The 24,547-nt window shown below is 56.1% G+C and carries 25 protein-coding genes; 19 read left to right on the top strand and 6 right to left on the bottom strand.

Translation table 11 applies throughout. The annotated features are described in order from the left end of the window. Window positions 1-177: 177 nt before the first annotated feature. From ACR0JI_RS01960 to ACR0JI_RS01945, 4 genes are all read left to right on the top strand, one after another. Window positions 178-1,308 (top strand): bifunctional 2-C-methyl-D-erythritol 4-phosphate cytidylyltransferase/2-C-methyl-D-erythritol 2,4-cyclodiphosphate synthase, encoded by a 1,131-nt coding sequence (locus ACR0JI_RS01960; RefSeq protein ID WP_480493059.1) that lies wholly within the window; start codon window positions 178-180, stop codon window positions 1,306-1,308. Then, window positions 1,305-1,802: a phosphatidylglycerophosphatase A family protein gene (locus ACR0JI_RS01955; protein ID WP_480493058.1), complete on the top strand. Its 498-nt coding sequence runs from the start codon at window positions 1,305-1,307 to the stop codon at window positions 1,800-1,802. Before ACR0JI_RS01960 ends, ACR0JI_RS01955 begins: the two co-directional genes overlap by 4 nt. Further along, window positions 1,799-2,266 (top strand): CinA family protein, encoded by a 468-nt coding sequence (locus ACR0JI_RS01950; RefSeq protein ID WP_480493057.1) that lies wholly within the window; start codon window positions 1,799-1,801, stop codon window positions 2,264-2,266. Before ACR0JI_RS01955 ends, ACR0JI_RS01950 begins: the two co-directional genes overlap by 4 nt. Before the next feature lie 198 nt (window positions 2,267-2,464). After that, window positions 2,465-3,646: an ammonium transporter gene (locus ACR0JI_RS01945; protein ID WP_480473082.1), complete on the top strand. Its 1,182-nt coding sequence runs from the start codon at window positions 2,465-2,467 to the stop codon at window positions 3,644-3,646. 125 nt (window positions 3,647-3,771) lie between these two features. Here the strand turns inward: ACR0JI_RS01945 and ACR0JI_RS01940 are convergent, their stop codons facing one another. The 3 genes from ACR0JI_RS01940 to ACR0JI_RS01930 are packed head-to-tail and all read right to left on the bottom strand — an operon-like array spanning window position 3,772 to window position 6,060. Continuing rightward, window positions 3,772-5,127, bottom strand: a complete 1,356-nt coding sequence (locus ACR0JI_RS01940; RefSeq protein ID WP_480493056.1) for an ATP-binding protein — start codon at window positions 5,125-5,127, stop codon at window positions 3,772-3,774. Next, on the bottom strand, window positions 5,127-5,786 hold the full coding sequence (locus ACR0JI_RS01935) for a response regulator transcription factor (protein ID WP_480473086.1): 660 nt from the start codon (window positions 5,784-5,786) through the stop codon (window positions 5,127-5,129). Before ACR0JI_RS01935 ends, ACR0JI_RS01940 begins: the two co-directional genes overlap by 1 nt. A gap of 31 nt (window positions 5,787-5,817) precedes the next feature. Then, window positions 5,818-6,060 (bottom strand): hypothetical protein, encoded by a 243-nt coding sequence (locus ACR0JI_RS01930; RefSeq protein ID WP_480879170.1) that lies wholly within the window; start codon window positions 6,058-6,060, stop codon window positions 5,818-5,820. 242 nt (window positions 6,061-6,302) lie between these two features. Between ACR0JI_RS01930 and ACR0JI_RS01925 the strand changes: the two genes are divergently transcribed. After that, complete coding sequence (locus tag ACR0JI_RS01925; protein ID WP_480879167.1) at window positions 6,303-7,646, top strand: hypothetical protein; 1,344 nt, start codon at window positions 6,303-6,305, stop codon at window positions 7,644-7,646. Between the two features lie 236 nt (window positions 7,647-7,882). On the opposite strand, the gene ACR0JI_RS01920 is transcribed toward ACR0JI_RS01925, so the two are convergent. Both ACR0JI_RS01920 and ACR0JI_RS01915 read right to left on the bottom strand, forming a co-directional pair. Further along, the gene (locus ACR0JI_RS01920; RefSeq protein WP_480473092.1) at window positions 7,883-8,068 is read right to left on the bottom strand and encodes a hypothetical protein; all 186 of its coding nucleotides are present in this window, start codon (window positions 8,066-8,068) and stop codon (window positions 7,883-7,885) included. A 471-nt stretch (window positions 8,069-8,539) separates the two neighbouring features. Then, window positions 8,540-9,256, bottom strand: a complete 717-nt coding sequence (locus ACR0JI_RS01915; protein WP_480493054.1) for a helix-turn-helix transcriptional regulator — start codon at window positions 9,254-9,256, stop codon at window positions 8,540-8,542. Window positions 9,257-9,902: 646 nt separating this feature from the next. Between ACR0JI_RS01915 and ACR0JI_RS01910 the strand changes: the two genes are divergently transcribed. The 11 genes from ACR0JI_RS01910 (at window position 9,903) to ACR0JI_RS01860 (ending at window position 20,978) form a co-directional block, all read left to right on the top strand. Continuing rightward, window positions 9,903-10,067: a hypothetical protein gene (locus ACR0JI_RS01910; RefSeq protein ID WP_480493053.1), complete on the top strand. Its 165-nt coding sequence runs from the start codon at window positions 9,903-9,905 to the stop codon at window positions 10,065-10,067. A 135-nt stretch (window positions 10,068-10,202) separates the two neighbouring features. Then, complete coding sequence (gene cpaB / locus ACR0JI_RS01905; RefSeq protein ID WP_480493052.1) at window positions 10,203-11,162, top strand: Flp pilus assembly protein CpaB; 960 nt, start codon at window positions 10,203-10,205, stop codon at window positions 11,160-11,162. Window positions 11,163-11,170: 8 nt separating this feature from the next. Continuing rightward, window positions 11,171-12,709 (top strand): pilus assembly protein TadG-related protein, encoded by a 1,539-nt coding sequence (locus ACR0JI_RS01900; RefSeq protein WP_480493051.1) that lies wholly within the window; start codon window positions 11,171-11,173, stop codon window positions 12,707-12,709. A gap of 13 nt (window positions 12,710-12,722) precedes the next feature. Next, a complete protein-coding gene (locus ACR0JI_RS01895) occupies window positions 12,723-13,220 on the top strand; it encodes a TadE/TadG family type IV pilus assembly protein (RefSeq protein WP_480473102.1) in 498 nt (165 codons plus the stop codon). After that, window positions 13,217-13,864 (top strand): TadE/TadG family type IV pilus assembly protein, encoded by a 648-nt coding sequence (locus ACR0JI_RS01890; protein WP_480493050.1) that lies wholly within the window; start codon window positions 13,217-13,219, stop codon window positions 13,862-13,864. Before ACR0JI_RS01895 ends, ACR0JI_RS01890 begins: the two co-directional genes overlap by 4 nt. Then, window positions 13,864-15,090 carry a CpaE/TadZ family protein gene (locus ACR0JI_RS01885; protein WP_480493049.1) on the top strand — a complete coding sequence of 409 codons (1,227 nt, stop codon included), beginning with the start codon at window positions 13,864-13,866 and terminating at the stop codon, window positions 15,088-15,090. The genes ACR0JI_RS01890 and ACR0JI_RS01885 overlap by 1 nt, the downstream gene beginning before the upstream one ends. Before the next feature lie 12 nt (window positions 15,091-15,102). Continuing rightward, window positions 15,103-16,491 (top strand): TadA family conjugal transfer-associated ATPase, encoded by a 1,389-nt coding sequence (locus ACR0JI_RS01880; protein WP_480493048.1) that lies wholly within the window; start codon window positions 15,103-15,105, stop codon window positions 16,489-16,491. Then, complete coding sequence (locus ACR0JI_RS01875; protein ID WP_480473110.1) at window positions 16,488-17,456, top strand: type II secretion system F family protein; 969 nt, start codon at window positions 16,488-16,490, stop codon at window positions 17,454-17,456. Before ACR0JI_RS01880 ends, ACR0JI_RS01875 begins: the two co-directional genes overlap by 4 nt. Window positions 17,457-17,469: 13 nt before the next feature. Beyond that, a complete protein-coding gene (locus ACR0JI_RS01870; RefSeq protein WP_480473112.1) occupies window positions 17,470-18,462 on the top strand; it encodes a type II secretion system F family protein in 993 nt (330 codons plus the stop codon). A 148-nt stretch (window positions 18,463-18,610) separates the two neighbouring features. Beyond that, window positions 18,611-19,288, top strand: a complete 678-nt coding sequence (locus ACR0JI_RS01865; RefSeq protein WP_480473114.1) for an orotate phosphoribosyltransferase — start codon at window positions 18,611-18,613, stop codon at window positions 19,286-19,288. Between the two features lie 199 nt (window positions 19,289-19,487). Continuing rightward, the gene (locus ACR0JI_RS01860; RefSeq protein ID WP_480473116.1) at window positions 19,488-20,978 is read left to right on the top strand and encodes a replicative DNA helicase; all 1,491 of its coding nucleotides are present in this window, start codon (window positions 19,488-19,490) and stop codon (window positions 20,976-20,978) included. Window positions 20,979-21,133: 155 nt separating this feature from the next. On the opposite strand, the gene ACR0JI_RS01855 is transcribed toward ACR0JI_RS01860, so the two are convergent. Next, on the bottom strand, window positions 21,134-21,673 hold the full coding sequence (locus ACR0JI_RS01855; RefSeq protein ID WP_480473118.1) for a GNAT family N-acetyltransferase: 540 nt from the start codon (window positions 21,671-21,673) through the stop codon (window positions 21,134-21,136). 240 nt (window positions 21,674-21,913) lie between these two features. On the opposite strand from ACR0JI_RS01855, the gene alr reads away from it, so the two are divergent. The 3 genes from alr to ACR0JI_RS01840 are packed head-to-tail and all read left to right on the top strand — an operon-like array spanning window position 21,914 to window position 24,470. Continuing rightward, window positions 21,914-22,948 carry an alanine racemase gene (alr, locus tag ACR0JI_RS01850; RefSeq protein ID WP_480493047.1) on the top strand — a complete coding sequence of 345 codons (1,035 nt, stop codon included), beginning with the start codon at window positions 21,914-21,916 and terminating at the stop codon, window positions 22,946-22,948. Then, window positions 22,945-23,727: an MlaE family ABC transporter permease gene (locus ACR0JI_RS01845; protein ID WP_480473122.1), complete on the top strand. Its 783-nt coding sequence runs from the start codon at window positions 22,945-22,947 to the stop codon at window positions 23,725-23,727. The genes alr and ACR0JI_RS01845 overlap by 4 nt, the downstream gene beginning before the upstream one ends. Next, entirely contained in the window at window positions 23,724-24,470 is a 747-nt protein-coding gene (locus ACR0JI_RS01840; RefSeq protein WP_480473124.1) for an ABC transporter ATP-binding protein, read from the top strand. The genes ACR0JI_RS01845 and ACR0JI_RS01840 overlap by 4 nt, the downstream gene beginning before the upstream one ends. The last annotated feature ends 77 nt before the right edge of the window (window positions 24,471-24,547 follow it).

Below are 24,547 nucleotides of genomic sequence, written 5' to 3'. Positions count from 1 at the left end.
CTTAATCCTTGGGCAATTGCAGTTCTGATATCGAATTCTACGCATATGAACAACAAAACGACGCGCAACAAGCCTGTAGAACCATCAACTGCCTATTTTTTAATCACATGACCATAGGTGATTGCCTCTGCAATCACCGCCGCCTAAACAAACGCAACAAAATGGAGGGCGCGCGGCATGACCACAGCTGCCATCATAGTCGCCGCAGGCCGCGGCCTACGCGCAGGGGGCGATGTCCCAAAACAGTGGCGCAGCCTTGCAGGACGCCGCGTGGCAGACTGGACAATCGATCGGTTCCGTGGACAGGTTGCCCACATCGTTCTCGTCTTATCCGACGAAGACACTCTGGCCTGGAAGGAGTTTCGTGATACCGACCTGATCCTCGCCGCAGGCGGCGCAGATCGTGCAGGTTCTGTGCGCAACGGTTTAAAGGCGTTGACACATCTCGACGTGAAGCGCGTCTTGATTCATGACGTTGCCAGACCTTGCGTTTCGTCTCGCACCATTCAGGACGTTTTGAACGCATTGGATGCACATCAGGCCGCCGCCCCCGGACTGGCGGTAACCGATGCCTTGTGGATAGGACAAGACGGGGCCGTGACGGGCACGCAAGACCGCAGCAACCTGTTTGCGGCGCAGACACCGCAAGGCTTTCACTATGACACCATCACCGCCGCCCATGCGGCGCATCCAGGCGGTGCTGCCGATGATGTTGAGGTTGCACGCGGTGCGGGGGTCGATGTCTGCATCGTACCGGGCGATGCGGACAACCTGAAGATCACCCGCCCCGAGGATTTTGCCCGGGCGGAACGTATCATGGGAATGGATATGGATGTAAGACTTGGCAACGGCTATGACGTGCACCGATTTGGCGACGGGGATCATGTTGTCCTTTGCGGTGTAAAGGTTCCCCATGATCGCGGGTTGCAGGGGCATTCGGATGCGGATGTCGGGATGCATGCTGTAACCGACGCGATTTATGGCGCATTGGCGCAAGGGGATATCGGACAGCATTTTCCGCCCTCGGATCCGCAATGGAAAGGGGCCGCCAGCAAGATCTTTCTGCGTCACGCGGTCGAACTGGCCGGACAGATGGGATATCGCATCTCGAACGTGGATTGCACGCTGGTCTGTGAATACCCGAAGATTGGCCCTCACGCCGCTGTCATGCGCGAAGAAATGTCCAAAATCATGGGCTTGCGTGCCGATCAGGTCTCGGTCAAGGCCACCACGTCCGAGCGTCTGGGCTTCACCGGTCGCAGTGAAGGCATCGCATCGCTTGCGACGGCCTGTCTGGTGAAATCATGAACGCGGCGCAGTTGATTGGCACCGTCGGCGGCGTCGGATATATACGCCCTGCCCCCGGCACCTGGGGTTCGCTGGCCGCGCTGCCGATGGCTTGGGTCCTGCACACGCTGGGCGGATTCCCATTGCTGGCAATCGCAACGCTCGTGGTGTTCGCAGGCGGCCTGTGGGCCACGCGCGTGATGACCGACGGTCAGGACGATCACGACCCGTCGGAAATCGTCATAGATGAAGTTGCGGGCCAGTTCATTGCACTCTGGGCGATCTCATATCCGTCCTGGGCGCATGGGATCGACATTTCCGCCCTCTGGCCCGGTTGGGTTGCCGGGTTCGCCCTGTTTCGCCTGTTCGACATCACCAAACCCGGCCCCGTCGGTTGGGCAGATCGTCGTGGCGATACCATGGGAGTGATGCTGGACGACGTAATTGCGGGTATATTCGCAGCCATTGGCGTGATGGTTCTGGCAGGCATCGCGCACGGGGTTCTGGGCCTATGAACGTGCCCGACCTGCTGAACCGCGCCAAGGCGCAGGGCGTTGTGATCGCCACAGCGGAAAGCTGCACCGGCGGTATGGTCGCTGCGGCCCTGACGGATGTACCCGGTAGTTCGGCCGTCGTGGATCGGGGATTTGTTACCTATACCAACAGGGCCAAACAGGACATGCTGGGTGTTCTGGCAGAAACTCTGGAGGCTTTCGGTGCTGTGTCCGAGCAGGTCGCTCGCGAAATGGCCGAAGGCGCATTGCGCAACTCACAAGCGCAGCTTGCCGTCGCGATTACCGGCATTGCCGGGCCGGGCGGGTCTGAATTCAAACCCGAAGGGCGCGTATGTTTCGGACTGGCCAGAGAAGGCCAGGAAACCCGAACCGAAACGATTGAGTTTGGCGCGCAAGGGCGGGATGCGGTGCGCCGCGCCGCGCGGGATCATGCGCTGGCGTTGCTTCTGACTGGCCTTTCATAACGCGCACGATTTTTGGGCATTATCTGCCCATAGCCGCCAAAACTGTCATCACTTGAACAAAAGGCGACAAAACAGGCGCTCAATTCGGGTGTTGCCTCTTTTTTCCTCACCTGCCCTCCGCTTCAAGGACTCACTCGATCCCGGAGCGTTGTCAGATGACCTGCCCGGGAAACCATGCAGGGAAAAGGAGAGCGGCCCATGAATGGAGCCGATACAGCCTGGATCATAGTTGCTACAGCACTGGTCCTTTTCATGACATTGCCGGGGCTGGCCTTGTTCTACGGCGGGCTCGTTCGTGCCCGAAACGTGCTCAGCGTTTTTATGCATTGCTTTGCCATTGCCTGTTTGATGAGCATTCTGTGGCTGGTTGCCGGGTACTCCATCGCCTTTGGGCCCGGTGAAAGCGGGCTTTGGGGTGGTTTGGGCAAGGCTTTCCTCAACGGTGTTGATGTGGACAGCCTTGCTGGCACTCTACCTGAAATCCTTTTCTTTGCCTTTCAGATGACCTTTGCCATCATCACCCCGGCCCTGATCGTGGGCGCATATGTCGAACGGGTAGGCTTTGGCTTTGTACTGACCTTCTCGGCGCTGTGGATGCTGCTGTGCTATGCGCCGGTGGTTCACTGGATCTGGGGCGGTGGAATGCTGGCCGATGGTGGTATTTTGGGCGACATTGGCGTGCGTGATTTCGCAGGTGGTATCGTGGTGCACGAAACCGCTGGTCTGGCAGCCCTGATCATCGCCGTCATCCTTGGCCCGCGCCGCAACCGCACGACCCCGCCGCATAATCCCGGCTATGTCATGGTGGGCGCCGCGATGCTGTGGGTCGGCTGGTTCGGCTTTAATGGCGGCTCGCAACTGGCCGCGGACGGAGGTGCTGCGATGGCGATGACCGTTACCCACCTGTCCGCCGCTACTGCCTCGTTGACATGGGCGCTTTGGGAACGCATCCGATTTGGCAAAGCCTCGATGGTGGGTCTTGTTACCGGAACAATTGCAGGTCTGGCCTCGATCACGCCCGCTTCGGGTTTTGTGGGTCCGGTTCAGGCCCTCATCATCGGTGCTGTTGCGGGCATTCTGTGTCAGGAAGCCGTCAGTCTGGTGCGCAACAAGCTGAATATCGACGATACACTGGACGTGTTCGCGGTACATGGCGTCGGAGGCATCTTCGGCACCATCATGATCGCCCTGTTTGGCCTTGGCACATGGACTGCCCAGTTGGGTGGGCTGGTTATCGTGGGTGCCTTCACGGCAGTTGTCACGTTTGTGTTGGTCAAACTGGTTGCACAGATCACACCACTTCGCGTAAACGCCGAGACCGAGACAAATGGCCTCGACCTCTCGGTACATGGTGAACGGGCCTACGACATGAGCAGCTAAGCCCACCTTGGCTGCCTGTCGCCCGCAAGGGCAAAAGCGGACCTGTCATGGGTCCGCTTTTCTTGTTTTCGCGTCTTGTCCACTTACGACACACCCAAACCACCCTGAACCTTCAGGGCGAAAAATCAGCCTGACGCAGAATGCGCGTTGGTTCCTTTTGGTATAACGATCCGGCATTCCAAACCGCCTAGAAAACCGGATGCCCCCAGTTCAATCCGGCAGTCATAAGCCTTCAGCAGATCAACCGCTATAGCCAGCCCAAGGCCGCTGCCCGAGACAGAAGTATCCAGCCTTCCCCCAGAACGTAGCGCCTCGCGGTGAGCGTCCTGAGGAATTCCCGGGCCATCATCGTCAATCACAACTTCGATCCCGTTCTGGGTCCTCTTAGCCGTCAAACGGACCTTGTGTTTGCACCATTTGACTGCGTTATCCAGCAGGTTGCCCAAAACTTCTTCGATATCCTGCGCGTCCATACGCACCCAAAGACCCGGGTCGCGCTCAATTTTCAATGACTTTCCATCGCGCTCGGCCATGGTCGTGAACAGCCGCGCCAGTCGATCAATCGAATGAGACAGATCAGTACGAGAATGGGTCAAATCTGCAGTGTTCAGCGCCCGCATTCTGGCCAAAGACCGGCCCAGTTGCGCGTCAATACGGTCGAGAGCTTCCACAGCAGTATCCGTAGAACCTCCCGCTTCGCACAACAGCACCAGTTCATTGCGCATGATCGCAGTAGGTGTTTTCAGGGCATGAGCCAAATCTGCCGCCTGACGACGTGATCCTGATACGATTTCCCGATTTCGGCGCAAGAGCTGGTTCAAATCCTCGACCAGAGGAGACACCTCTTCTGGATAATCGCCTGGTCTTAGGTCTTCGTCCCGTTCCCAACGGTGCGCCACATCCGACCGCAGCTTTCTGAGTGGCGTCAGGATGATTGACGTCAGAAGTAGCGATCCAACGACACCGATCAGACCGACCAGCGCAAAAACTGGAAGCAGGTTTTGTTGTGCAGCGCGACGTTCCGCGACAAGCTGGGCCTGACTTTCGGCAACGCTTACCCCCCAGACCGTACCATCCTCATAAGTAATTTTCTGAAAGGCTCCTCGTAAAGCTTCGCTTTCCGGACCGGGCGTGTTCCAAAGAGTCGTTACATCAGGGTTCCCAGGGGGTTCGGCAATGACTTCGTCGAACAGGGAAGCCGAGGTAAAGATCTCGCCTTCGCTGTTGCTGACTTGCCAGTATCTGCCGGAATACGGTGTGCCATAGGCTGGATCGAACATCAGATCCCGCAGCGCATCCGGATCATGGGTCGTAACGCTCAACCCAACGACCAGTTGCGTGTGACGATCAAGTAGTGCGGTATCAAACCTGTCTGAAACGCGAGCATTAATGAACGAGAACACGGCCAGCGTACCGACACCCACTGAAAGGGCACCCGACGCGATCCCCCCCAGTAGAGCCCGTTGACGCAGGGATAACATCAGGCAGAGTCGATCATATATCCGCGGCCCCTAATCGTTGTGATCAGATCAGGGCCAAGTTTTTTGCGCAGACGGGTTATGAAGACGGCGATGGTGTTCGAGTCCCTGTCTCCATCGTATTCGTAGATATGCTCTGACAGTTCGGTCCTTGAGATCATACGCCCAATATTATGGGCCAGATACGTGAGAACAGCCAGCTCCTGGGCGGTCAGGTCGATGGGCACGCCATCCGCCGTCACACGCCCGTTGCGGGTATCCAGCACAACATTTCCCATTTCAACGACGGGATTCAACTGGCCGCTCTGCCGCCGCAGGATGGCACGGACCCGCGCTGCCAGTTCGGGCATATGGAACGGCTTGGTCATGTAGTCGTCCGCGCCTGCGTCCAACCCGTCGACCCTTTCGCTCCAGCCATCGCGGGCCGTGAGGATCAGCACAGGTGTCTTGATACCCGCACTGCGCCATTCCCGTAGAACTGAAATGCCATCACGTTCCGGCAATCCAATATCGAGGATGATCATGTCATAAGGTTCTGTTGCGCCCAGATGCAAAGCTTCCAGGCCGCTGTTCACAATGTCTACGACCCGACCTTCAGCGTTCAACAGTTTCTTGATCTGCTCGCAAAGGTGCGGTTCGTCTTCTGCCAGTAAGACTCTCATACTTAGGAATTATAGGCGTGCGTATGGCAGTTTAACCATTACTTTTTACCACCACCGTTTCCGCCAGAATTGCCGCCGCCATTTCCACCAGAGTTGCCACCACCGTTGCCTCCGGAATTGCCACCACCGTTGCCTCCGGAATTGCCGCCACCGTTACCTCCGGAATTGCCTCCACCATTGCCGCCAGAATTGCCGTGACCGCCACCGCTGTTCCCACGGTTGCCGCTTTGACCCCCGTTTGCGTTGGCAGAAGACTTGCCTTGAGATTTCGCATTGGCCGAGTTTCCGGGCGCAGATTTCGCCGCTTCTGAGATTTGTTTGCCGATCGTGGACCTGTTGGAAACGACGACGCCGGTTTTTGCGTTAACAATAACACTAACAATCTTCCCGTTCGGTTTTTTGACCAGCACGCGGTAGTAAACTTTGTCGGCCTGAAAAGCACGCGCATCAATGGGCGTTCCGCCAAAGACCTGCTCGACGCCTTTGATGACGTCCTGAAGACGGATAGCGTTGCCAGTGGTTGTCGCTTTGCGCAGCTCCGCCTGCTTCAGCTCACGAACGGCTGCATCGCCTTCTCCGGGCTGGAGAACGGCAACAAGAAACAAGATGGTCAAGAGCTTCTTCATCTTCGGCACTCTTTACTGCGCAACCACCTTAACAATCTACCGATTTCAACATGAACTGGCGATGAACGACCAGTTTGGCGTGGGTTCAATGATGATCGGTTTAGATAGCACCTGTCAGATATTGATTCCGGCTAGCGGTTTTTCGTGTGTGCTGACCGCGAAATACTCTGCCGGCCCAAATGAAACTCGCGTTCGACCTACGAGGATCGCTATGAAAACCAATTTGACCGGCGTGCTGAAGGCCTCCGCTCTCGCAATCGCAATGTTGGGCTCCACTGCTATCGTGGCGGCAGTTGCCCTTCCAGATGTGGCCTACGCCAAAGACGGCAATGGCAACGGTGGAGGCAATGGTGGCGGTAAAGGAAACGGCGGCGGTAATGGAAACAGCGACAATGCCGGAAATGGCAAAGGCAACGGCGGTGGTAATGGGGCGACCAAAAGTGGTGGTTCAAAATCCGCCGGTAAGTCGGGGCGCACAACCTCTGGCGCAAAGGGTTCGAAGTCAAAATCCTCGAAGGGAAAATCGTTCTCTTTGAAAGAGCTGTTTACCGGTAAGAAGTCCAAGAAAACTCAGACCAAGACCGCACCGGCCGCGCACGCGACAAAATCCAAGGTTCAGGTCGAGGAAACGGACCTGACCGATTCCCATAAGAAGGGGAATAAACTGGCTGCCGCACTGGGTGTCCACCCTTCAGAACTGGGTGCACTGAACGCAGCCAACGCAAGTGAGAAGGCCCTTCAGAACGCTGCACCGAATTCGCGCGTCGGTCGCATTGCAACCTATCGCGATACGGTTCTGGCTGGCGACAGCATCCGAGCTGAACTTGCCGAAAAACAAGACCTTCTGGATGATATGACCCCGCCGGATCGCTCCAGCGCCGAAATCAATGACGACCTTGAGGAAGCGCTGGCCGATGTTCAGGAAAAGCAGGACATCGTCGATGATCTCGAACAGCAGCTGGCAGACGCGGGAGGCACCGATCCTGATATCGAGGACGCTCTTCAGGACGCAAACGATGATCTGCAGGCTTCCAAAGATACCGCTGACAGCCTGAATGCCGAAAAACAGGCAGCCTTGGAATATGAGGAAGCCGTGCAAGACGTCGAAGACCTGACTGACGCCGTTGAGCAGCAGTCACTCGATGAGCGCGCGGCATTGGAAGACGCTGCGAACAAACCCGTCACCGACGAGGTCGAGGCTGCTGTAAAGGCAATGCTCGGACTGGATAGCTAACAGCTTTTGCCTTCATTCTTATGAAGTGGGCAAAAGACCGGGCCAGCTAAGTGATTACCAGCCGTTTGGCTGGCCCGACTTTCTCGTAAAGATCCTGACTGCCAGGTTGTATTGCGCGCATGCTCTACGCAAGTTGGCAAAGGTTACTGAGAAAAAATTTAGCCCGCTCCAATTCGGAGCGGGCTTTATTGTTCCCTGATCATGTTGATCTGGAAATCTATCGGACGTTCTGATCTTCAGAAGTCCCGGTTCGCCTCTTCAAGTCGCTTGTTATTTACGATTTCTGTCAGTGCATTTTCGATAGGAGGGAAGCGACTGCTGCTCGAATTTGTATTGCTTGAAACTTCGCCATTCATGACGGGATTATGGGGTTGCATTGTCGCACATGCATACGGCGCAACCTCAATAGCAGTCTTGATCATGCTGTTCCCCTTCCATTCAACCGGACGTGGTTTGCCCGGCCTGTGCGATCAGTATGCCCCGAACCAGTTGAACACTCAGAGAATACATTGTTCACATTATGTTAATGTTGTCGCGAAATCATGAACAAAGACTAAGCCGTTAACAAAAAAGGATAATTCCTTCTATTGTATCTGCGATCAAGTGGGACGAACAGAAAAATCAGGCGAACTCCCCCTACTCCGTAGGGTTGTTTCCCCGCACGAAAGTGGCAGATCGTCAAAGCGAACGAGTCAGATTCCCTACACGGCAATAGAGGGCAAAATTGCGGCCAAAAAAAAGAAACTTACAAAACAGCCGACGAAATTGCGACACAGTTCAGCGGTTGTTCGACCGGCGTGGCACGACAAAAGGCGAGACCATGACGGCGGATAGATCCAAAAAAGATCAAGGAAAGGTCTTCAGACCGTCCTGGTAGCAATCCATTCGGTTCGCTAACCCGCGATCTGAGCAAAACCCCTGTCAGCATCAACGCTTCGGTTCAATAGATGCAAAAGCTCGATCTGGCTCGTCGCCCCTGTCTTGGAAAATATGGAACTTAAGTGCGAACGAACCGTCGTCGGGCCAATGGACAAAGTCTCCGAGATTGTCTTCACTGTCATTCCCTCTTTCATCATCGCACATACCCGAAACTCGCATCTGCTGAGTTCGGCTGGATTATTTGGATCAAGGATTGGAACGAAGCGATTGTTGCTGTCGTATCTGGACCGGTGACCCCGAAGAACTTCGGAATTGGCAGCAACCGTTCCGGGTAAGCGTTTACTCCAGCCAGATGAAAGTGTTGGAGCCAGCGCACTTATCAGATCAAGTTCGAAGGTCTGCGGGCGAATACTGTAATGAAGCTCGATGTAATCGACCTGCGCCCCGTCTACGTCCAGCGGAATCAGGATAACCTCCACCAGCCCTTCAGGCTTTTGAGGCCGATAATGGGACATTGGTGATGCGTCGGAAAACACCAGGTCTGATAGTTTCCAGACTGAACCCGCTCTTGCAGCTGATATACACTCCCCAATAACCAGCTCGGCCTGCGTTTGCGGCTGTGAAGGCCAGATTTTTCCCAGCTGGACACAACAGCGCGCAATATGCTTTGCCTTCCAACCTTTTTTCTGCGTTCTGACAATTAGAACCGCATCAGCATTTACCAGGCGCATTAAACAATTTACGGATCGAGACAAGGAGCCATTACCGCACAGGGCCTGAGTCCACTCCACTACAAAGTCCAGACTCTCCCTCGCCTGAGCGCTCTTTAAGAAACTCACACTCATAACAATTAACCATTCAACCAAACAGACCGACCAAACAAACAGGTTCGGATTACAACAACAAATTTGTGCCCCTTACGCAGCCACAGCAACCGGAATTATCTGGCTTGTCTGCGCGGAAAGTTTTCAAACAAATACCACTACATAACTTTATCTATTTGTTTTTAATGTGTTTTTATGAGGCATATCACCAACAATCGGCACGGGACCAATCCGCGATTGCCTGACCGTTCAGTAAAAATCAACAACCATCCTGCTCACAATTGCGACCCGACTCAATTCATTGTTTCGAAAAAAGGCGATTCGCCGTATGTTAATAGGTTGTTAATTCAGGGTTAAAATTAATCTCCCGTGGATGTTATTACTTTAAAATATTTCAATCTTTGGTTGTATTTCAGTTACCTTTGAAGGAGGTCACGCATTTCCTGCGATTCTATTCTGATACCCGAGCTAATGCATTTTCGCCTGGCTTGCGCTCAAGAAAATGGAGCGCTGAAAACGTCTAACCTATTTGGGGGAAATAATGACTAAATTCATGAAGAAGTTTGTTAAGAATGAAAGCGGTGCAGCAATTGTCGAATATGGCCTGGCTCTTTTGGTCGTGGCGTCGATTGCAGTTGGCGCGTTCACGTACCTGGGCACCACCACCAACACAAACGTGACTGGTGCATGCGCTGCTCTGGGTAGCGCGACCTGCTGACCCAAACACACTTACCAAAATACTGAACTCTGCGCCGCCGTGCCACTGCTGCGGCGCAGAGTTCACCGCCAGGAATTTCGCGAAAGCAAGACGACCGAAGTTCCATATTTCAGAACGTAATTGTTGGAGAGAGTGATGCGTATCAGGCCAATCATTTCTACACTGTTTGGAATTGCGATAGCGTCCGGTTCCGTTTACCTGGCGAAAGATCACATTCAGTTTAAGACAAGCACTGCCGGTGTCTCGCCAGATGCCGATCTGGTTGAGATCTATGTGGCCCGATCAGAAATCGCTTTTGGTCAAACGATCGAAGCGCACGACGTCACAATTCATCCCTGGCCGCGCGAGGCGCTCCCGGCCGGAGTTTTCACGGATATTGATGTACTTGTTCCAAACAATCGCCGTCAGCTGCGGCGCGCCAAGGGCCGGTTCTATCCCGGCGAAGTAATGCTTCTTTCCAAGGTTTCGAACTTTGGTGAAAAAGTCACCCTAGTTCAAAAGTTGGGGGAAAACACACGCGCCATGGCAATCGAGGTCGATGCTGTAACGGCCGTGGGCGGTTTTGTTACCCCGGGCGATCACGTTGATATCGTCTTGACCCAAGGTGCCAAGCAGGACCTGCGCGCGGTCACCATCTTGCAGAATATTCGCGTCATTGGCGTAGACCAGCAGTCGGAAGAATTAAGCGATCAGCCTGAGGTCGCCCGCACGATCACAGTGGAAGTGACCCCGCAGCAAGGTCAACGTCTGGCCCTGGCTCAAAAGGCCGGAACCCTGAGCCTTACACTGCGCACCCTGGACAGCGTCGAGGATGAGCCCATGGAGATGGTTCGCCTGCGCGATCTGCTGCAGGAGGAAGGACCTGCAGAAAAGGTTGATATTCAACCCACTGTAAAGCTGCGCCGGGGAACCGAGACCGAGGTTGTGACCATCCAGCGGCAACAGGAAGAAGCGGAACAGGAAACAGAAGCCGCGCCCGCCGCCAAATTGCAACCTGATACCCCAAAAGATGCGCACCTTGCGCCGGCGTCCGCGATGCCGCGCGTCAAACCCCGCATTCGCCCAATCACAGTCAGTCAGTCACCTGGTCAATAAGTTCAGCCATGCGAGCACATGCAATCATATCCGCATTCGCCCAAGAGGAGAACGGCACCGTCGCGATCCTGTGGGGCACAGCTTTGGTCGCATTCCTCGGGTTCTTTGCGATCACGCTGGACGTTGGCCGGTTGAATTCGACACATGCAGAGCTGCAGTCATTTGCCGACAACGTGGCTTTGGCCGCAGCGGGAGAGTTGGACGGTCAACCAGACGCGATTACACGCGCCACAAATGCAGCAGCAAATCTTGTCAGCGACAGCCAGACCTTCGCGAACGGGGCAACCACGCTTTCAGGATCGTCGGATTATACCCTCTTGTTTCACTCGGCGCTTCCGGCATCGGATCTGACCCCGCTTGGCGCAGATATTACAACTGATCCACGGAAGGCCAGGTTCGCGCAAGTCGTGTTGACACCCAAATCCCTGACGATGAGCCTGGCTTCGGCGCTGGACAAGATGCTTGGAGGAGCTGGGTTTTCTGCTGCCAGCGTTTCAGCCGAGGCAGTGGCCGGATACTCGAAAGCGGCGTGCGATATCTCACCCCTGATGTTCTGCCTGCCCCCGAATTGGGAATCCACTTTGACTGTGGGCGACCAGATCCTGTTGCGCAGCGGCGGCAACGGAACGGCCTGGGGACCGGGTAACTTCGGCTTTATTGATCTGGCGAATTTCCAAGACAGCTCGGGTGTGTGTGCCGACGAAGGGGGCAATAAACTGGCCTGTCTGATCGCGGCGCAAAGCCAGATCACTCAATGTGTTCTGACCAATGGTCTGAACACCGAACCCGGCCAGAAAAACGGCATTACCAATGCGGCATTCAACGTCCGCTTTGACATCTACCGCTCGGTTCTCAACGGTGAGAAAAACAACATCGATTTCGCGCCCGCACCAAATGTGATCAAGGGGATTGAAAGCAACGGTGGCGGCGCTTGCATTCAGGGAAATGAACAGACGACCCCTGATACAACTGGTCTGGGGCGCGACCTGTGCATGACTGCGGGCACATGCGGCGGAAACAACCGTTTCGGCGACGGCAACTGGGATCGAACCGGATACCTTAATCGAAACCACGATCTGGCAGATGGGATTGCCGACGGCATAGGCAGCGACTCGCATCTGCCCGCGCTGTCCGGGTCGGATACCGTTTTCGCCGGGACGCGGTACGGAATGTATCTGAGGGAAATAGCCTACGGAAATACAAACCCTCACGCGCCGCCGAACGCAAACTCCATTCTGGACCCTTCGCTTGCTGAAACCGGTCGCCCGATGTGTTCCAGCCAGATGTCCGAAGACCCGGCGCGGCGCGTTGTTACGGCTGCTGGTGTTGATTGCGCGCAAAACCCGGTTTCCGGTTCGACTACCGGAGTTCCAGTCACAAAATTTGTTGCCGTGTTCCTGACTGAACCGGTGGGTGATGACGGCGGCTCGCCCCCCAGTTTCGACATCCACGGAGAGGTCGTCGGTTTCCCCGATGTGACCGGTGTTGGCAGCGGCGGCAACGGGTTCGGCGGCATCTTTCGCGACGTCGTACAGTTGTATCGATAGGGGCAGAGTGTTCATGTGTATTCGCCTCAGATCCCCTTTCAAACGCTTCGCCAAAAACGAAGATGGTGCGATCCTTGTCGAGTTTGGCCTTGTCATGCCGATTATGCTGCTGCTGTTGGCAGTAACCCTGGAATCCGCACGCCTTATGTGGTCGTACCAGTCGGTCATTGCCGGGGTCCGGGATGCCAGCCGATACATGTCGCGCGTCACGCCCTCGGATATCTGTTCGTCTGGCGGAACAGTCGCGGGGCTCAGCACAACTCTGAAAGGGATTGTCGAGCGTGACATTCACGGCAACAGCCTGTTTCCGCCCAGCATAACCGTCAACTCGGTAACGCCCAGCCTGACCTGCGTGTCCGGTACGTATCGTATGAACCCGGCGCCTGTCGGTCAGGTAAGCGCCAATATCACCGTTCAGTTTCCGCTAGGGGGCATTCTGAAGCTTTTCGGCAGCGGTGCGTCATCGATAACCACCGACGTCGCTGACACATCGCGGATATTTGGCCAATGACATGGTTGCGCAATAATCGCGCCACCTGGCGCCAGGTCGCGGACAAGGTGCTGCGCGACCAAAATGGTGGGGTTCTTGTTGAATTTGCCGTGGTGGTGTCCCTGTTTTCCTTCCTGTTCCTGGCATTGCTGGACTTTGGTCGGCTATCATACAGCGGAGTGAACGCGCAGAAGGCGGCACAGCTGGCGGCGCGCATCGCTGTGGTGCGCCCTGCGGCGTGTCCGGGTGTGCCACAAACCCACACGCGGGGAACATCCGCGTTGTCCCCTCGCTTTGGCACCCCATGCAGTGCGTCGGCTGGCGTATGTGCCGACCCGGTAACGCCACCTTGTGTGGGTGACGCCACCAACACCACAGCATCTGAAATCTGGGGGCGCATCAACCCGTTGCTGCCCCCCGGCACGACGATTGACGCCTTGCAGTTTTCCTATGATTTCAATTCCAATCTGGGCTTCCTGGGTGGCCCTTACACACCCATGGTCACGGTTGAGCTGAACCTGAATGATTTTCAGTTCGTGTCGCCGCTGGCCGCGCTTGCAAACGCCGCAGGCGCAACCAGCAGCACAATTCCTTCAACAGCTGGGTTTTCCAATTTCAGCGTTTCGCTGCCTGCCGAAGACCTGGCATCAGGAGAGTCAGGTTAATGGTTAAGAACGTTTCTAGTCTCAATTCACATTCCGTCATGCTTGTATCTGAAAGCGAAACCGTCGCTCAGGTGGTCGCCAGTGCTTTTCCCGCCGGTCAAAATAACGAAATCTCAGAGAATGCGGGTTCGTTCAAAGCGTTGAACGGCACGGCGCGCAATCTGGCATTCAAGCATGACCTGGTTATTTTTGAAATCGACCCCTGCGACGCGGGCGAGGTTCTGGCTGTCAAAGACCTGCTGACCCATCGACAAGACGACACCTTGTTTGTTGCGCTGACGCAGAATGACGTTTCGATCTCGGTCGCCCGCGAGTTGCGGAAAATCGGCATCGACGAGGTTCTGCCCCTGTCCATTGACGAGGATGGGCTGAAAGCCGCAGTAGCAGAAAAAATCTCCTCCCGTTCACTTCCGCAAAGATACATTCAAAATGGCCCCTCTGCCCTTGGTACAGTAATCCCGGTTGCAAAATCCCGCGGTGGGATTGGAGCGTCGACGGTCGCGGTAAACCTTGCCTGCTCGCTGGCGGGCGGAAAAGGATCATTCCTTAGGAAAAAGGCGAAAAGCCGCGTCGCGCTTCTGGATTTTGATCTGCAATTCGGAAACGCGAACGTGTTTCTGGATCTTGAAGATAATGGGGGATGCCTCCAGCTCATCGAAAACCAGGAAGAGCCGGATGATCATTTCCTGACATCGATCCTTCAGAACCACACGCTCGGCATTGATGTGTTGTGCGCGCCCGCGCCGTTGGTTCCGCTTCAGTCCATACGACCGGGCCTGATCGAAGGGATGCTCGACCTTCTTCAGCGCCGGTACGATTATGTTGTCATCGACCTGCCCTGTGCCGTTGTGGAATGGGTCGAACCCATTTTCAAACGCGCGAACCAACTGGCGCTGGTTACTGACACCACGGTTCCGTGTGTTCGCCAGACCCGGCGCCTGATCGATTTCTATCGCGAGGCAAACGTAGCCCTGCCGGTCGAGGTTGTCGTGAACCGCGAACGAAAGACGATGATCAAACCCGCACATGTACGCGAGGCCGAAAAAGTGCTGGAAACGAAACTGAAGCACTGGCTGCCGGACAATCCCAAGATTGCGCGAAACGCAGTCGATCTGGGACGACCGATTGTGGACATGAAGCCGCATTCGGACCTTGGCAAAGCTCTGACGAAACTGGCTGCGTCCATGTCCGAAGGCACCCGGCCAGCCACACAAAAAACTGCATAATGGGAGATCGCCGTGTTTAACGAGTACAAATCACGCCGGGCCGCGTCCAAGTCGAATGTGTTGGTTCTGGAACGGCCGATCGAGGTACCAAAGTCCAAGGCAACACCAGAACCGGTGGACGTTGACCTGCAAGCGCATCTGGAGCTTAAAAGCCGTCTGCACAGCGAGCTTCTCGACCGTCTGAACCTGTCTGTGATCGACAAGGTCGAACGGTCCGAACTGAAACGTCAGATCGCCGCGCTGGTTACCGGGCTGATCGAGGCCGAACGCCTGCATTTGCGTTCCGAGGCATTTACAGCCCTAGTTGATGAACTGATTCACGAAGTAATGGGTCTGGGCCCGCTGGAACCTCTTTTGGAAGACCCGACGATCAACGACATTCTCGTCAACTCTTATGATCAGGTCTATGTGGAACGCTTCGGCCTGCTCGAGCAATCGTCCGTGCGCTTTCGCGACGAACGCCATCTGCTTCGGATCATTGACAAGATCGTCAGCCGGGTCGGCCGCCGTATTGATGAATCCCAGCCATGGGTCGATGCGCGTCTGGAAGATGGAAGCCGGGTCAACGCGATTATCCGCCCGTGTTCAGTTGATGGACCGGCGCTGTCGATCCGCAAATTCTCGCGCAATCCCCTGACCATCGACAAGCTGGTCCAGCGGGACAGCATGAACGAACAGGCAGCCAAGCTACTGGCTGCGCTGGTCGAAGCCAGGCTGAACATTCTGATTTCGGGCGGTACCGGTTCCGGCAAGACAACAATGCTGAACGCCGTTTCATCCTTTATCGACGGCAAGCAGCGTATCGTGACAATCGAAGATGCGGCCGAACTTCAGTTACAGCAAAGCCATGTCGTTCGCTTGGAAACCCGTCCCCCCAACTCGGAAGGTCAAGGGGTGATCACGCAGCGGGATCTGGTGCGCAACGCGCTCAGGATGCGGCCTGACCGCATTATTGTCGGCGAAGTCCGTGGTTCCGAATGCTTTGACATGCTTCAGGCCATGAATACAGGACATGACGGCTCCATGACGACCGTACATGCGAACTCGGCCCGCGATGCACTCAGCCGGGTCGAACAGATGGTGACGATGCTGGGGGCGGATTTGCCCGTCAGAACCATCCGGTCTCAAATCGCCTCGGCCATTCAGATCGTCCTGCAACTCAGCCGTCTGAGCGACGGGACACGCAGGGTCGTCAGTATTTCCGAAATCACGGGCATGGAAGACGACACGATCACGATGCAGGACATCTTTGTCTTCAAACGCCGTGGCAAGTCTGAGAATGGCGACGTTCTGGGAGAATTCCTGCCAACCGGAATACGGCCAAAATGCTTCGACCAGCTGGTAGCGGCTGGTGTTGATGTGGACACCAACATGTTTATTCACGGGGCAACGGCATCATGATTGACTTTCAGCCCAATACACTGAACATCCTGATCTATATTTCGATTTTTCTGGGAATTCTGCTCGCCTACGAAGGCGTTCACCAGCTTCTGGCGCGCAAGGAAACGCATGGCGAGGCCAGAAACCGCCGTATGAAACTGATCCAGAACGGGGCTTCGACGGATCAGGTGTTGCAGCTGCTCCGCGATCCGGCGATGCTGGCTGCTGGTGAAAAAGCCGGGCTGATTACGCGGTTTCGCCGTCTGCTTGTGCAAGCTGGTGTGGCGGTCAACCCGATTTGGGTGGTTCTCGCCGTCTCCCTTCTGGTTTTGATGATCTTTTTCGGGGCCTCCCGGTTCCTTGCCCTGGAACTGGCGGTCATTCTGAGCGCAGTTTTCGGCCTCATCAGCCCGATCATCCTGCTGGTCGCCGTGAAAGACGCCCGCGCGAAGAAACTGACGAAACAACTGCCTGACGCGTTAGACCTGATGGCCCGGGGGCTGAAAGTGGGCCACCCCGTCGCGGTGACGGTTGGAAACGTTGCCTCTGATCTACCGGATCCGATCGGGTCAGAGTTTGGCATCATCAAAGACCAGATCAACTATGGTGATGACGTCGCGACCGCCTTTCACGACTTTGCGCAACGGGTCGGAACAGAGGATGCAAAATACCTTGCCGTAAGTATCGGCATTCAGCATGGAACCGGCGGCAACCTGTCTCGCGTTCTAAGCATTCTGTCCCAGACCATCCGGGACCGGCACACGATGCAAAAGAAGATCAAGGCAATCTCTGCCGAAGGTCGCCTGAGCAGCCTTATCCTCACAATTTTGCCGGTCATCATTTATCTTTCGATCGAGGTCTCCTCGCCAACATTTTACGGCGACGTACGCAGCGATCCGCTGTTTCCGTATTTCGCCCAGGTGATCATTGGCCTGACAGTTGCCCAGGGTTTCATCCTGAAGCGACTGGTTAAATTCAGATTCTAAAGGGAATTGGGATATGGATATTCTTCAGGACATTCTAAACGATCCGCGCGTCACACCGCAGTTGATCCTGTTGGTCGGAATCGCCCTTAGTGTTTTTTTTGTCGTCATGGGCCTTTCCGGATTTGCGGCCAGTGAAAACACGGCAGCACGCCGCATGCGCGTTGGGACGGTATCACAAGGGCATGGGCAGGATTTTGACCTTATCCAGGGTGACAACAGCGACCCGCACGGGTTGCTGAAGGCCTTTGTCCCGTCGTCAAAACGCGAACGCTCCAAGATCGGCAAGCTTTTGAAACAAGCCGGAATTCGGCAGAAGCACGCCATTCGCACATATTATACCTTTCGGGTCGTCCTGGGGTTTGTGTTGCCTGCCGCGTTCGTAGCAACCATGGCTTTGCCAATCGAAACGCAAGTTCAGTTAGGGATCGCCGACCTTTTGCAGGGTGTTACGTGGGTTAACACAATGCAGGTCGTGACGGCACTGATGGTCATGGGCTTTTATGGCCCGGCACTGTGGTTGCGACGTCGAATAAAGAAACGCCGCCGGGCCATCGAACACAGCCTGCCAAACGCGCTCGACCTGTTGCAAGTCGCTATCGAGGCCGGGCTGGGCTTTGACGCGGCGATGATCCGGGTCTCGCATGAAATGGCCAAAGCAGCTCCGGAAATCTCGCAGGAGTTTTCGGTTCTTCAACTGGAGTTGCAGGCAGGCAAAGAACGTCAGGCCGCCTTTCTGGATATGGCGAACCGGGTCGGTATCGACGAGATGAATTCGTTCGCGAACGCCTTTTTGCAATCCAACCAGTACGGAACCAGCATATCCGCATCATTACGCCGGTTCGCCACTGACATGCGGCTTGACCGAGAGCTTCGCGCCCAGGAGAAGGCAAACCGTCTGCCTGTGCAGATGTCTGCCGTGATGGCCATGTGCATGATGCCTGTCCTATTGCTGATTTGTCTGGCACCAATGCTGATCAGGTGGGTCAACATGTTCGGGCAAGGGTAAAGCAGCGACAATGGTGTTCGCATAGCTGAATGCCTGGGAAACAGCGGACCTTAGGGGGTCCGCTTTTCTTTTGTTCCAACAGCTCTCGACTCCGGGCCAAGGGTCGGGCTATCAGCCCGAAACATCATTTCATCACCGAGGTCCTGCCATGATCCCCAGTTCTTTTCCCGATAGCACTGAAATCGCTCGCCTGACGGCCCGGATGCTGCTGGAGATCAAGGCTGTCCACTTCAACGCGCGCGAGCCGTTCACGCTGGCAAGCGGCCTTCCCAGCCCGACCTATATCGATTGCCGCAAGCTGATCTCCTACCCGCGCATTCGTTCCACGCTGATGGATTTTCTGACCGTTACAGTAATGCGGGACGCGGGTTTTGAAGCCTTTGACAACATTGCGGGCGGCGAAACTGCGGGCATCCCCTTTGCCGCGATGGTGGCCGAACGTATGGCGCTGCCGATGACCTATGTGCGAAAGAAGCCCAAAGGTTATGGGCGCAACGCGCGTATTGAAGGCGCAATGAGCGAAGGTGAACGCGTGTTGCTGGTCGAGGACTTGACCACCGATGGTGGTTCGAAACTGTCCTTCGTCGATGCAATCCGCGAGACCGGTGCCACCTGCGGGCATACGGCTGTGATCTTTTACTACGGTATCTTCCCCGAAACTGAGAAGACGCTGAGCGACCATGGTGTGAAGCTGCATCACCTTTGCACGTGGTGGGATGTTCTGGCCGAGGCTAAGGCGCAAAAAGCCTTTGATCAGGAAACACTTGACGGGGTCGAGGCGTTTTTGAACGACCCGCGTGGCTGGCAGGACGCGAACAAAGACTGACGTTGCGCAAACCGTTTCTCATTCAGAAACATTACGAGTAAGCCTAACGCTCCATCCACAACATGTTGACGGGGCCCTGCCCCATCCTGCAATATGATGGGGTGGGAAGATATGCACAGGCTATCCCCAGAAAACATACAATTTGCGCCGACTCAGGGCGCTGCGTTATGGCCTCTGTCCAAGGGGCAAGAGAACAGCAATGAACGAGATCAGCAGTATCGAGCAGGCAGCGGCAAAGATTCAGAACGCCGAAACCATGCCGCATTCCATTGAGGCTGAACAGCAGCTTCTGGGTGCCATTCTGACGAACAACGACCTTTACGACCGGGTCGCTTCGATCATTGGGTCCGAGCATTTCTATGACCCGGTTCATGCCCGCATTTATGAGGTCGCCGCTGCACGCATTGCAAAGAACACGCTGGCCTCGCCTGTGACGTTGAAATCCTTCATGGCCGAGGATGAGGGCCTGAAGGAACTGGGCGGACCCGCCTATCTTGTCAAACTGGCCGGCGCGTCGATCAGTGCCTTTGCGGTACATGATTACGCCCAGATGATCTATGACCTCGCCATCCGGCGCGAGTTGATCCGCTTGGGCCGCGACATCTCCGACAAGGCCGCGCGGGTTGATGTAGCCAGCGAACCGAAAGAACAAATCGTCGAGGCCGAGCAACAGCTTTATCAGCTTTCCGAGCAGGGCCAGACCGAACAGGGGTTCCAGTCCTTCCTCAAGGCGGTCACAGAAGCCGTCAATGTTACCAACGAAGCCTACCAGCGCGGTGGCGGCATGGCTGGGATCTCGACCGGTCTGGTCGATCTCGACAAACAACTGGGTGGTCTTCACCCCTCGGACCTGATCATTCTCGCGGGTCGTCCGTCGATGGGGAAAACCTCGTTGGCGACCAACGTGGCCTTCAACGTGGCTAAAGCGTACAAACGCGGTCTGAAACCGGATGGTTCCGAAGGCGCAATTGACGGCGGGGTCGTCGGCTTTTTCTCACTTGAGATGAGCGCCGAACAGCTGGCCGGGCGCGTTCTGGCTGAGGCGTCCGAAATCTCCAGCCACAAAATCCGTCAGGGCGACATGACCGAGGCCGAATTCCGCCGTTTCGTGGATGCGGCCAAAGAACTTGAAGCCTGCCCGCTATTTATCGACGACACGCCCGCCCTTCCGATTTCTCAGCTTGCCGCCCGCGCGCGCCGGTTGAAACGTACGCATGGGCTGGACCTGCTGGTGATCGACTATCTGCAACTGTGCCGCGGCATGTCCGACAATCGGGTTAACGAGATTGCCGAGATTTCGATGGGCATGAAAGCAATCGCCAAAGAACTGAACATTCCGGTGATTGCCCTGTCGCAGCTTTCCCGCCAAGTCGAAAACCGCGACGACAAACGTCCACAGCTGTCTGACCTGCGTGAATCAGGCTCGATCGAACAGGACGCCGATGTAGTGATGTTCGTGTTCCGCGAAGAATACTACAAGGAACGTGAAAAACCCGGCGATCACGAGCTTGAGAAGATGGAAGAATGGAAGCAGGCCATGGAACGGCTTCACGGCAAGGCCGAGATAATCGTTGGCAAACAGCGCCACGGTCCAATCGGCACGGTCGAGTTGTCATTCGAGGCGCAATTCACCCGGTTCGGCAATCTTGTCAAACCCTGGCAGCAGGGTGGTGAAATCGAAGGTTATTGATCGCGAAAGGACAGCCTTGCCTGGGTTTTCCTGACCTTCATTTGATTGCTGGCAAAGCAAAAAAGGTTCTCTGAACCTTTCGCGCCATTCAGGATCTAGCGCTCGAACCGAGAATGGGTCCGCCCGCCTGTTTTCTGACAGATTGAACTCCGCACTCACCAAAGCGTCGGATTGTTCAACGCAGACACGCATAGCGACGGGCCGCTAAGTGGCGCAAGCGCCTGACCATCCAGCGACTGCCCCAGCCAGCCATGCGGATGGCTCAGCTTCAGCGGCGGTTGTGCAGTGGCCTCAGAAATCTGTTCAAAACCTGTTTTTCGATAGTAAGCGGGATCACCGTAAGTGAGCGCCACGTTCACGCCTGTTGTCCGCAGGCAATCCAGACCAAACGCGATCAAAGCCTGTCCAATCCCGGCTTTTTGCTTGTCTGTTCTGACAGCCATTGGCGACAGGATAAAAACCCGGCGCGCATCCTGTGGAAACAGCATTCGGGAAAAGATGGCACAGCCGAGCAACACCTGATCGCGTCGCGCGGTGCACACCATCAGATCCTGTGGTGGGGTGGTATCGATCAACTCTTGCACGAAAGCTTCGATAACAGCCCCCTCGTCCGGGCTTTCCGACGCCGAAAAAACTTCTGCGAAAAACCGGGCAGTTTCGGACGGGTCCGGCGTTTGATCGGTATAAAAATCCATGATTTCCTCGGCATATGCCGCAGCACCGTTTATTGCCGCGATGGGACGATCTTGTTCACAAGATCACTTTAACACCTATGTGAAGACAATCCTGAAAACGGCTTAACACAGCAGTAAGTCGCCAAAATGTCTGCTTTTTTGGGTGTTTTCCGCCGTATCTGTCGCTTGGTCGGCGCAATCTGTCGCGGAAAAAGCCCTTTCCCTCTTGACCTTGGACGGCGCAATGTCATGAACAGTCCCATGAGTACTGCACGTTTGACGATCAATCTTCAGGCCCTCGCCAGAAACTGGCGGGCACTCGACGCGAAAACCGGGGTTGAAACCGGCGCCGTTGTCAAGGCGGATGCCTATGGGCTGGGCGCAGGACCTGTCAGCGACACGTTGGCAGAAGAAGGCGTTCGCAAGTTTTTCGTGGCTGCCGCAGAAGAAGGCACAACCGTTCGCGGGGCAGTTGGCCCCGGCTCGATGATTTTCGTTTTTTCTGGACATATGGAGGGCGATGCCGATCTGCTGCGCGGCAACGACCTGATACCGCTGATCAACTCGCCGGAACAGTTTCAACGCCACACAGAGGCCCTGCCCGACCACCCGTTTGGTATCCAACTGGACAGTGGCATGAACCGGCTTGGTCTTGAACCTGCCGACTGGGCAGAGTTGCGCTCCAAAGCCGAAGCCTTGAACCCGGCGCTCATCATGTCTCATCTGGCCTGCTCGGACGAGCCGGACCATCCGATGAACCAGCAACAACTGAAAACCTTCCGCGAGATGACTGATGGGGTCGCCGCGCCGCGCTCTCTGGCAGCGACGGGCGGGATGCTTTTGGGGCCTGAGTTTCATTTCGATTTCTGTCGCCCAGGCATCGGCCTTTACGGTGGCATGCCCTTTGCCGGTGCAAAACCGGTCGTAACCGTTGACCTTCCCGTCATTCAGGTGCGTAGGTTGGCCGTGGGCGAGACCGTGGGTTACGGAAACACCTGGGTGGCGCGACGGCCATCCCGGATCGCCACTGTTGCTGCCGGCTATGCAGATGGCCTGCATCGCGCCATTGGCGGCGGCATCGACACATTTGCGGGCGACCAACCCTGCCCGGTTGTTGGACGTATCTCGATGGATCTGATCACCGTGGACGTCACAGACCTGCCGAAAGACCCGGAGCGTCTGCGCATTCTCAACGGTCATCAAACCGTTGATGATCTGGCCGAGGCCGCTGGTACGATCGGCTATGAAATCCTGACATCAATGGGCAATCGCTATTCGCGGGGCTACGTCGAATGAACCCAATCAGCGCGCTGGGGGGGCTGGGCCGCACCGTGCTGGGCCTGCTTGCGGCCTTTGGCCGGGTGGCCCTGTTCGCGCTTGATGCAGTGTCGCACATCTTGCGCCCGCCTTTCTATCCGCGTGAATTCGGGATGGCCCTGCTGAATATCGGCTGGTTGTCCCTGCCCGTCGTCGGCCTGACCGCCATTTTCACCGGCGGCGCGCTGGCCTTGCAAATCTATGCGGGCGGTGCGCGGTTCAACGCCGAAGCCGTCGTGCCCCAGATTGTCGCCATCGGCATGGTGCGAGAACTTGGCCCGGTGCTGGTCGGCCTGATGATCGCCGCGCGCGTGACCTCGTCCATCGCGGCCGAGATCGCCACGATGAAAGTGACCGAACAGATTGACGCTCTGGTCACGCTCTCCACTCATCCGATGAAATACCTTACTTCTCCGCGTGTGCTGGCCGCGCTGATCACCGTGCCTGCGCTGGTCGCCGTAGGTGACGTTATCGGGATTGCGGGCGGGTACACTGTCGCCACGCAGAACCTGGGCTTCAACCCGGCGGCGTATCTGAAAAACACCGTCGATTTCCTTGAGATGCGCGACATTGTATCGTCTCTGGTCAAAGGCGCGGCCTTTGGCGTGATCGCGGCTATCATGGGTTGCTATTACGGCATGAACTCGGGCCGCGGCGCACAGGGTGTCGGTCGCGCAACCAAAGGGTCGGTCGAGGCCGCAGCCGTGTTGATCCTCGCCGCAAACTTTGTTCTCACAGGGGTGTTTTTCTCACTATGATCCGGATGGAGAACGTAGAAAAAGCCTTTGGTGACAACCACGTATTGCGTGGAATGAATCTTGAGATTCCCAAAGGAACCTCGATGGTCATCATCGGCGGCTCGGGCACCGGGAAATCTGTTGCCCTGAAATGTATCCTGGGTCTGATCAAACCCGACAACGGCATGATCTATGTCGACGGCAAAGACGCGTCCAAAGGCGACCGCGACGCGTTTCTGGCGCGGTTTGGCATGCTGTTTCAGGGCGGTGCGCTGTTCGACTCGCTGACCGTCTGGCAGAACGTCGCCTTCCGCCTGCTGCGTGGATCCCTGAAACGCCCCACCGAAGAAGCGCGCGAGATCGCAATCGAAAAACTGCGCCGCGTGGGCCTGAAATCGGACGTGGCGGACCGCTTTCCGGCAGAACTGTCAGGTGGCATGCAAAAACGCGTGGGCCTTGCCCGCGCCATCGCCGCCGAGCCCGAGATCATCTTTTTTGATGAACCCACCACGGGCCTCGACCCGATTATGTCCGGCGTCATCAACGACCTGATCCGCGAAATCGTGACAGAGATGGGCGCCACCGCGATGACCATCACCCACGACATGAGTTCCGTCCGCGCCATTGCCGACAACGTGGCGATGCTGCACGGAGGCGTCATTCAGTGGACTGGACCAGTCGGTCAAATGGATGCCTCGGGTGATCCTTATGTGGAACAGTTTATCAGCGGGAGTGCCGAGGGGCCGATTGAGGCGGTGCGGTGATGGCAGTGATGCTGGACAAATAAATCAAAAAAAACCATCGACGGAAATCTGACAGTTTCGCGTTAAACCAGAGCAAC

Source organism: Ruegeria sp. N10 (genome assembly GCF_056531545.1).
The sequence above is the reverse complement of the archived record's forward strand: the minus strand, read 5'-3'. Positions and strand labels throughout refer to the sequence as shown.

Coding starts and splice junctions, on each gene's coding strand:
- ACR0JI_RS01960 (WP_480493059.1), top strand. CDS start 178: ATGACCACAGCTGCCATCATAGTCGCCGCAGGCCGCGGCCTACGCGCA.
- ACR0JI_RS01955 (WP_480493058.1), top strand. CDS start 1,305: ATGAACGCGGCGCAGTTGATTGGCACCGTCGGCGGCGTCGGATATATA.
- ACR0JI_RS01950 (WP_480493057.1), top strand. CDS start 1,799: ATGAACGTGCCCGACCTGCTGAACCGCGCCAAGGCGCAGGGCGTTGTG.
- ACR0JI_RS01945 (WP_480473082.1), top strand. CDS start 2,465: ATGAATGGAGCCGATACAGCCTGGATCATAGTTGCTACAGCACTGGTC.
- ACR0JI_RS01940 (WP_480493056.1), bottom strand. CDS start 5,127: ATGTTATCCCTGCGTCAACGGGCTCTACTGGGGGGGATCGCGTCGGGT.
- ACR0JI_RS01935 (WP_480473086.1), bottom strand. CDS start 5,786: ATGAGAGTCTTACTGGCAGAAGACGAACCGCACCTTTGCGAGCAGATC.
- ACR0JI_RS01930 (WP_480879170.1), bottom strand. CDS start 6,060: ATGCGAAATCTCAAGGCAAGTCTTCTGCCAACGCAAACGGGGGTCAAA.
- ACR0JI_RS01920 (WP_480473092.1), bottom strand. CDS start 8,068: ATGATCAAGACTGCTATTGAGGTTGCGCCGTATGCATGTGCGACAATG.
- ACR0JI_RS01915 (WP_480493054.1), bottom strand. CDS start 9,256: ATGCGCCTGGTAAATGCTGATGCGGTTCTAATTGTCAGAACGCAGAAA.
- ACR0JI_RS01910 (WP_480493053.1), top strand. CDS start 9,903: ATGAAGAAGTTTGTTAAGAATGAAAGCGGTGCAGCAATTGTCGAATAT.
- cpaB (WP_480493052.1), top strand. CDS start 10,203: ATGCGTATCAGGCCAATCATTTCTACACTGTTTGGAATTGCGATAGCG.
- ACR0JI_RS01900 (WP_480493051.1), top strand. CDS start 11,171: ATGCGAGCACATGCAATCATATCCGCATTCGCCCAAGAGGAGAACGGC.
- ACR0JI_RS01895 (WP_480473102.1), top strand. CDS start 12,723: ATGTGTATTCGCCTCAGATCCCCTTTCAAACGCTTCGCCAAAAACGAA.
- ACR0JI_RS01890 (WP_480493050.1), top strand. CDS start 13,217: ATGACATGGTTGCGCAATAATCGCGCCACCTGGCGCCAGGTCGCGGAC.
- ACR0JI_RS01885 (WP_480493049.1), top strand. CDS start 13,864: ATGGTTAAGAACGTTTCTAGTCTCAATTCACATTCCGTCATGCTTGTA.
- ACR0JI_RS01875 (WP_480473110.1), top strand. CDS start 16,488: ATGATTGACTTTCAGCCCAATACACTGAACATCCTGATCTATATTTCG.
- ACR0JI_RS01870 (WP_480473112.1), top strand. CDS start 17,470: ATGGATATTCTTCAGGACATTCTAAACGATCCGCGCGTCACACCGCAG.
- ACR0JI_RS01865 (WP_480473114.1), top strand. CDS start 18,611: ATGATCCCCAGTTCTTTTCCCGATAGCACTGAAATCGCTCGCCTGACG.
- ACR0JI_RS01860 (WP_480473116.1), top strand. CDS start 19,488: ATGAACGAGATCAGCAGTATCGAGCAGGCAGCGGCAAAGATTCAGAAC.
- ACR0JI_RS01855 (WP_480473118.1), bottom strand. CDS start 21,673: ATGGATTTTTATACCGATCAAACGCCGGACCCGTCCGAAACTGCCCGG.
- alr (WP_480493047.1), top strand. CDS start 21,914: ATGAGTACTGCACGTTTGACGATCAATCTTCAGGCCCTCGCCAGAAAC.
- ACR0JI_RS01845 (WP_480473122.1), top strand. CDS start 22,945: ATGAACCCAATCAGCGCGCTGGGGGGGCTGGGCCGCACCGTGCTGGGC.
- ACR0JI_RS01840 (WP_480473124.1), top strand. CDS start 23,724: ATGATCCGGATGGAGAACGTAGAAAAAGCCTTTGGTGACAACCACGTA.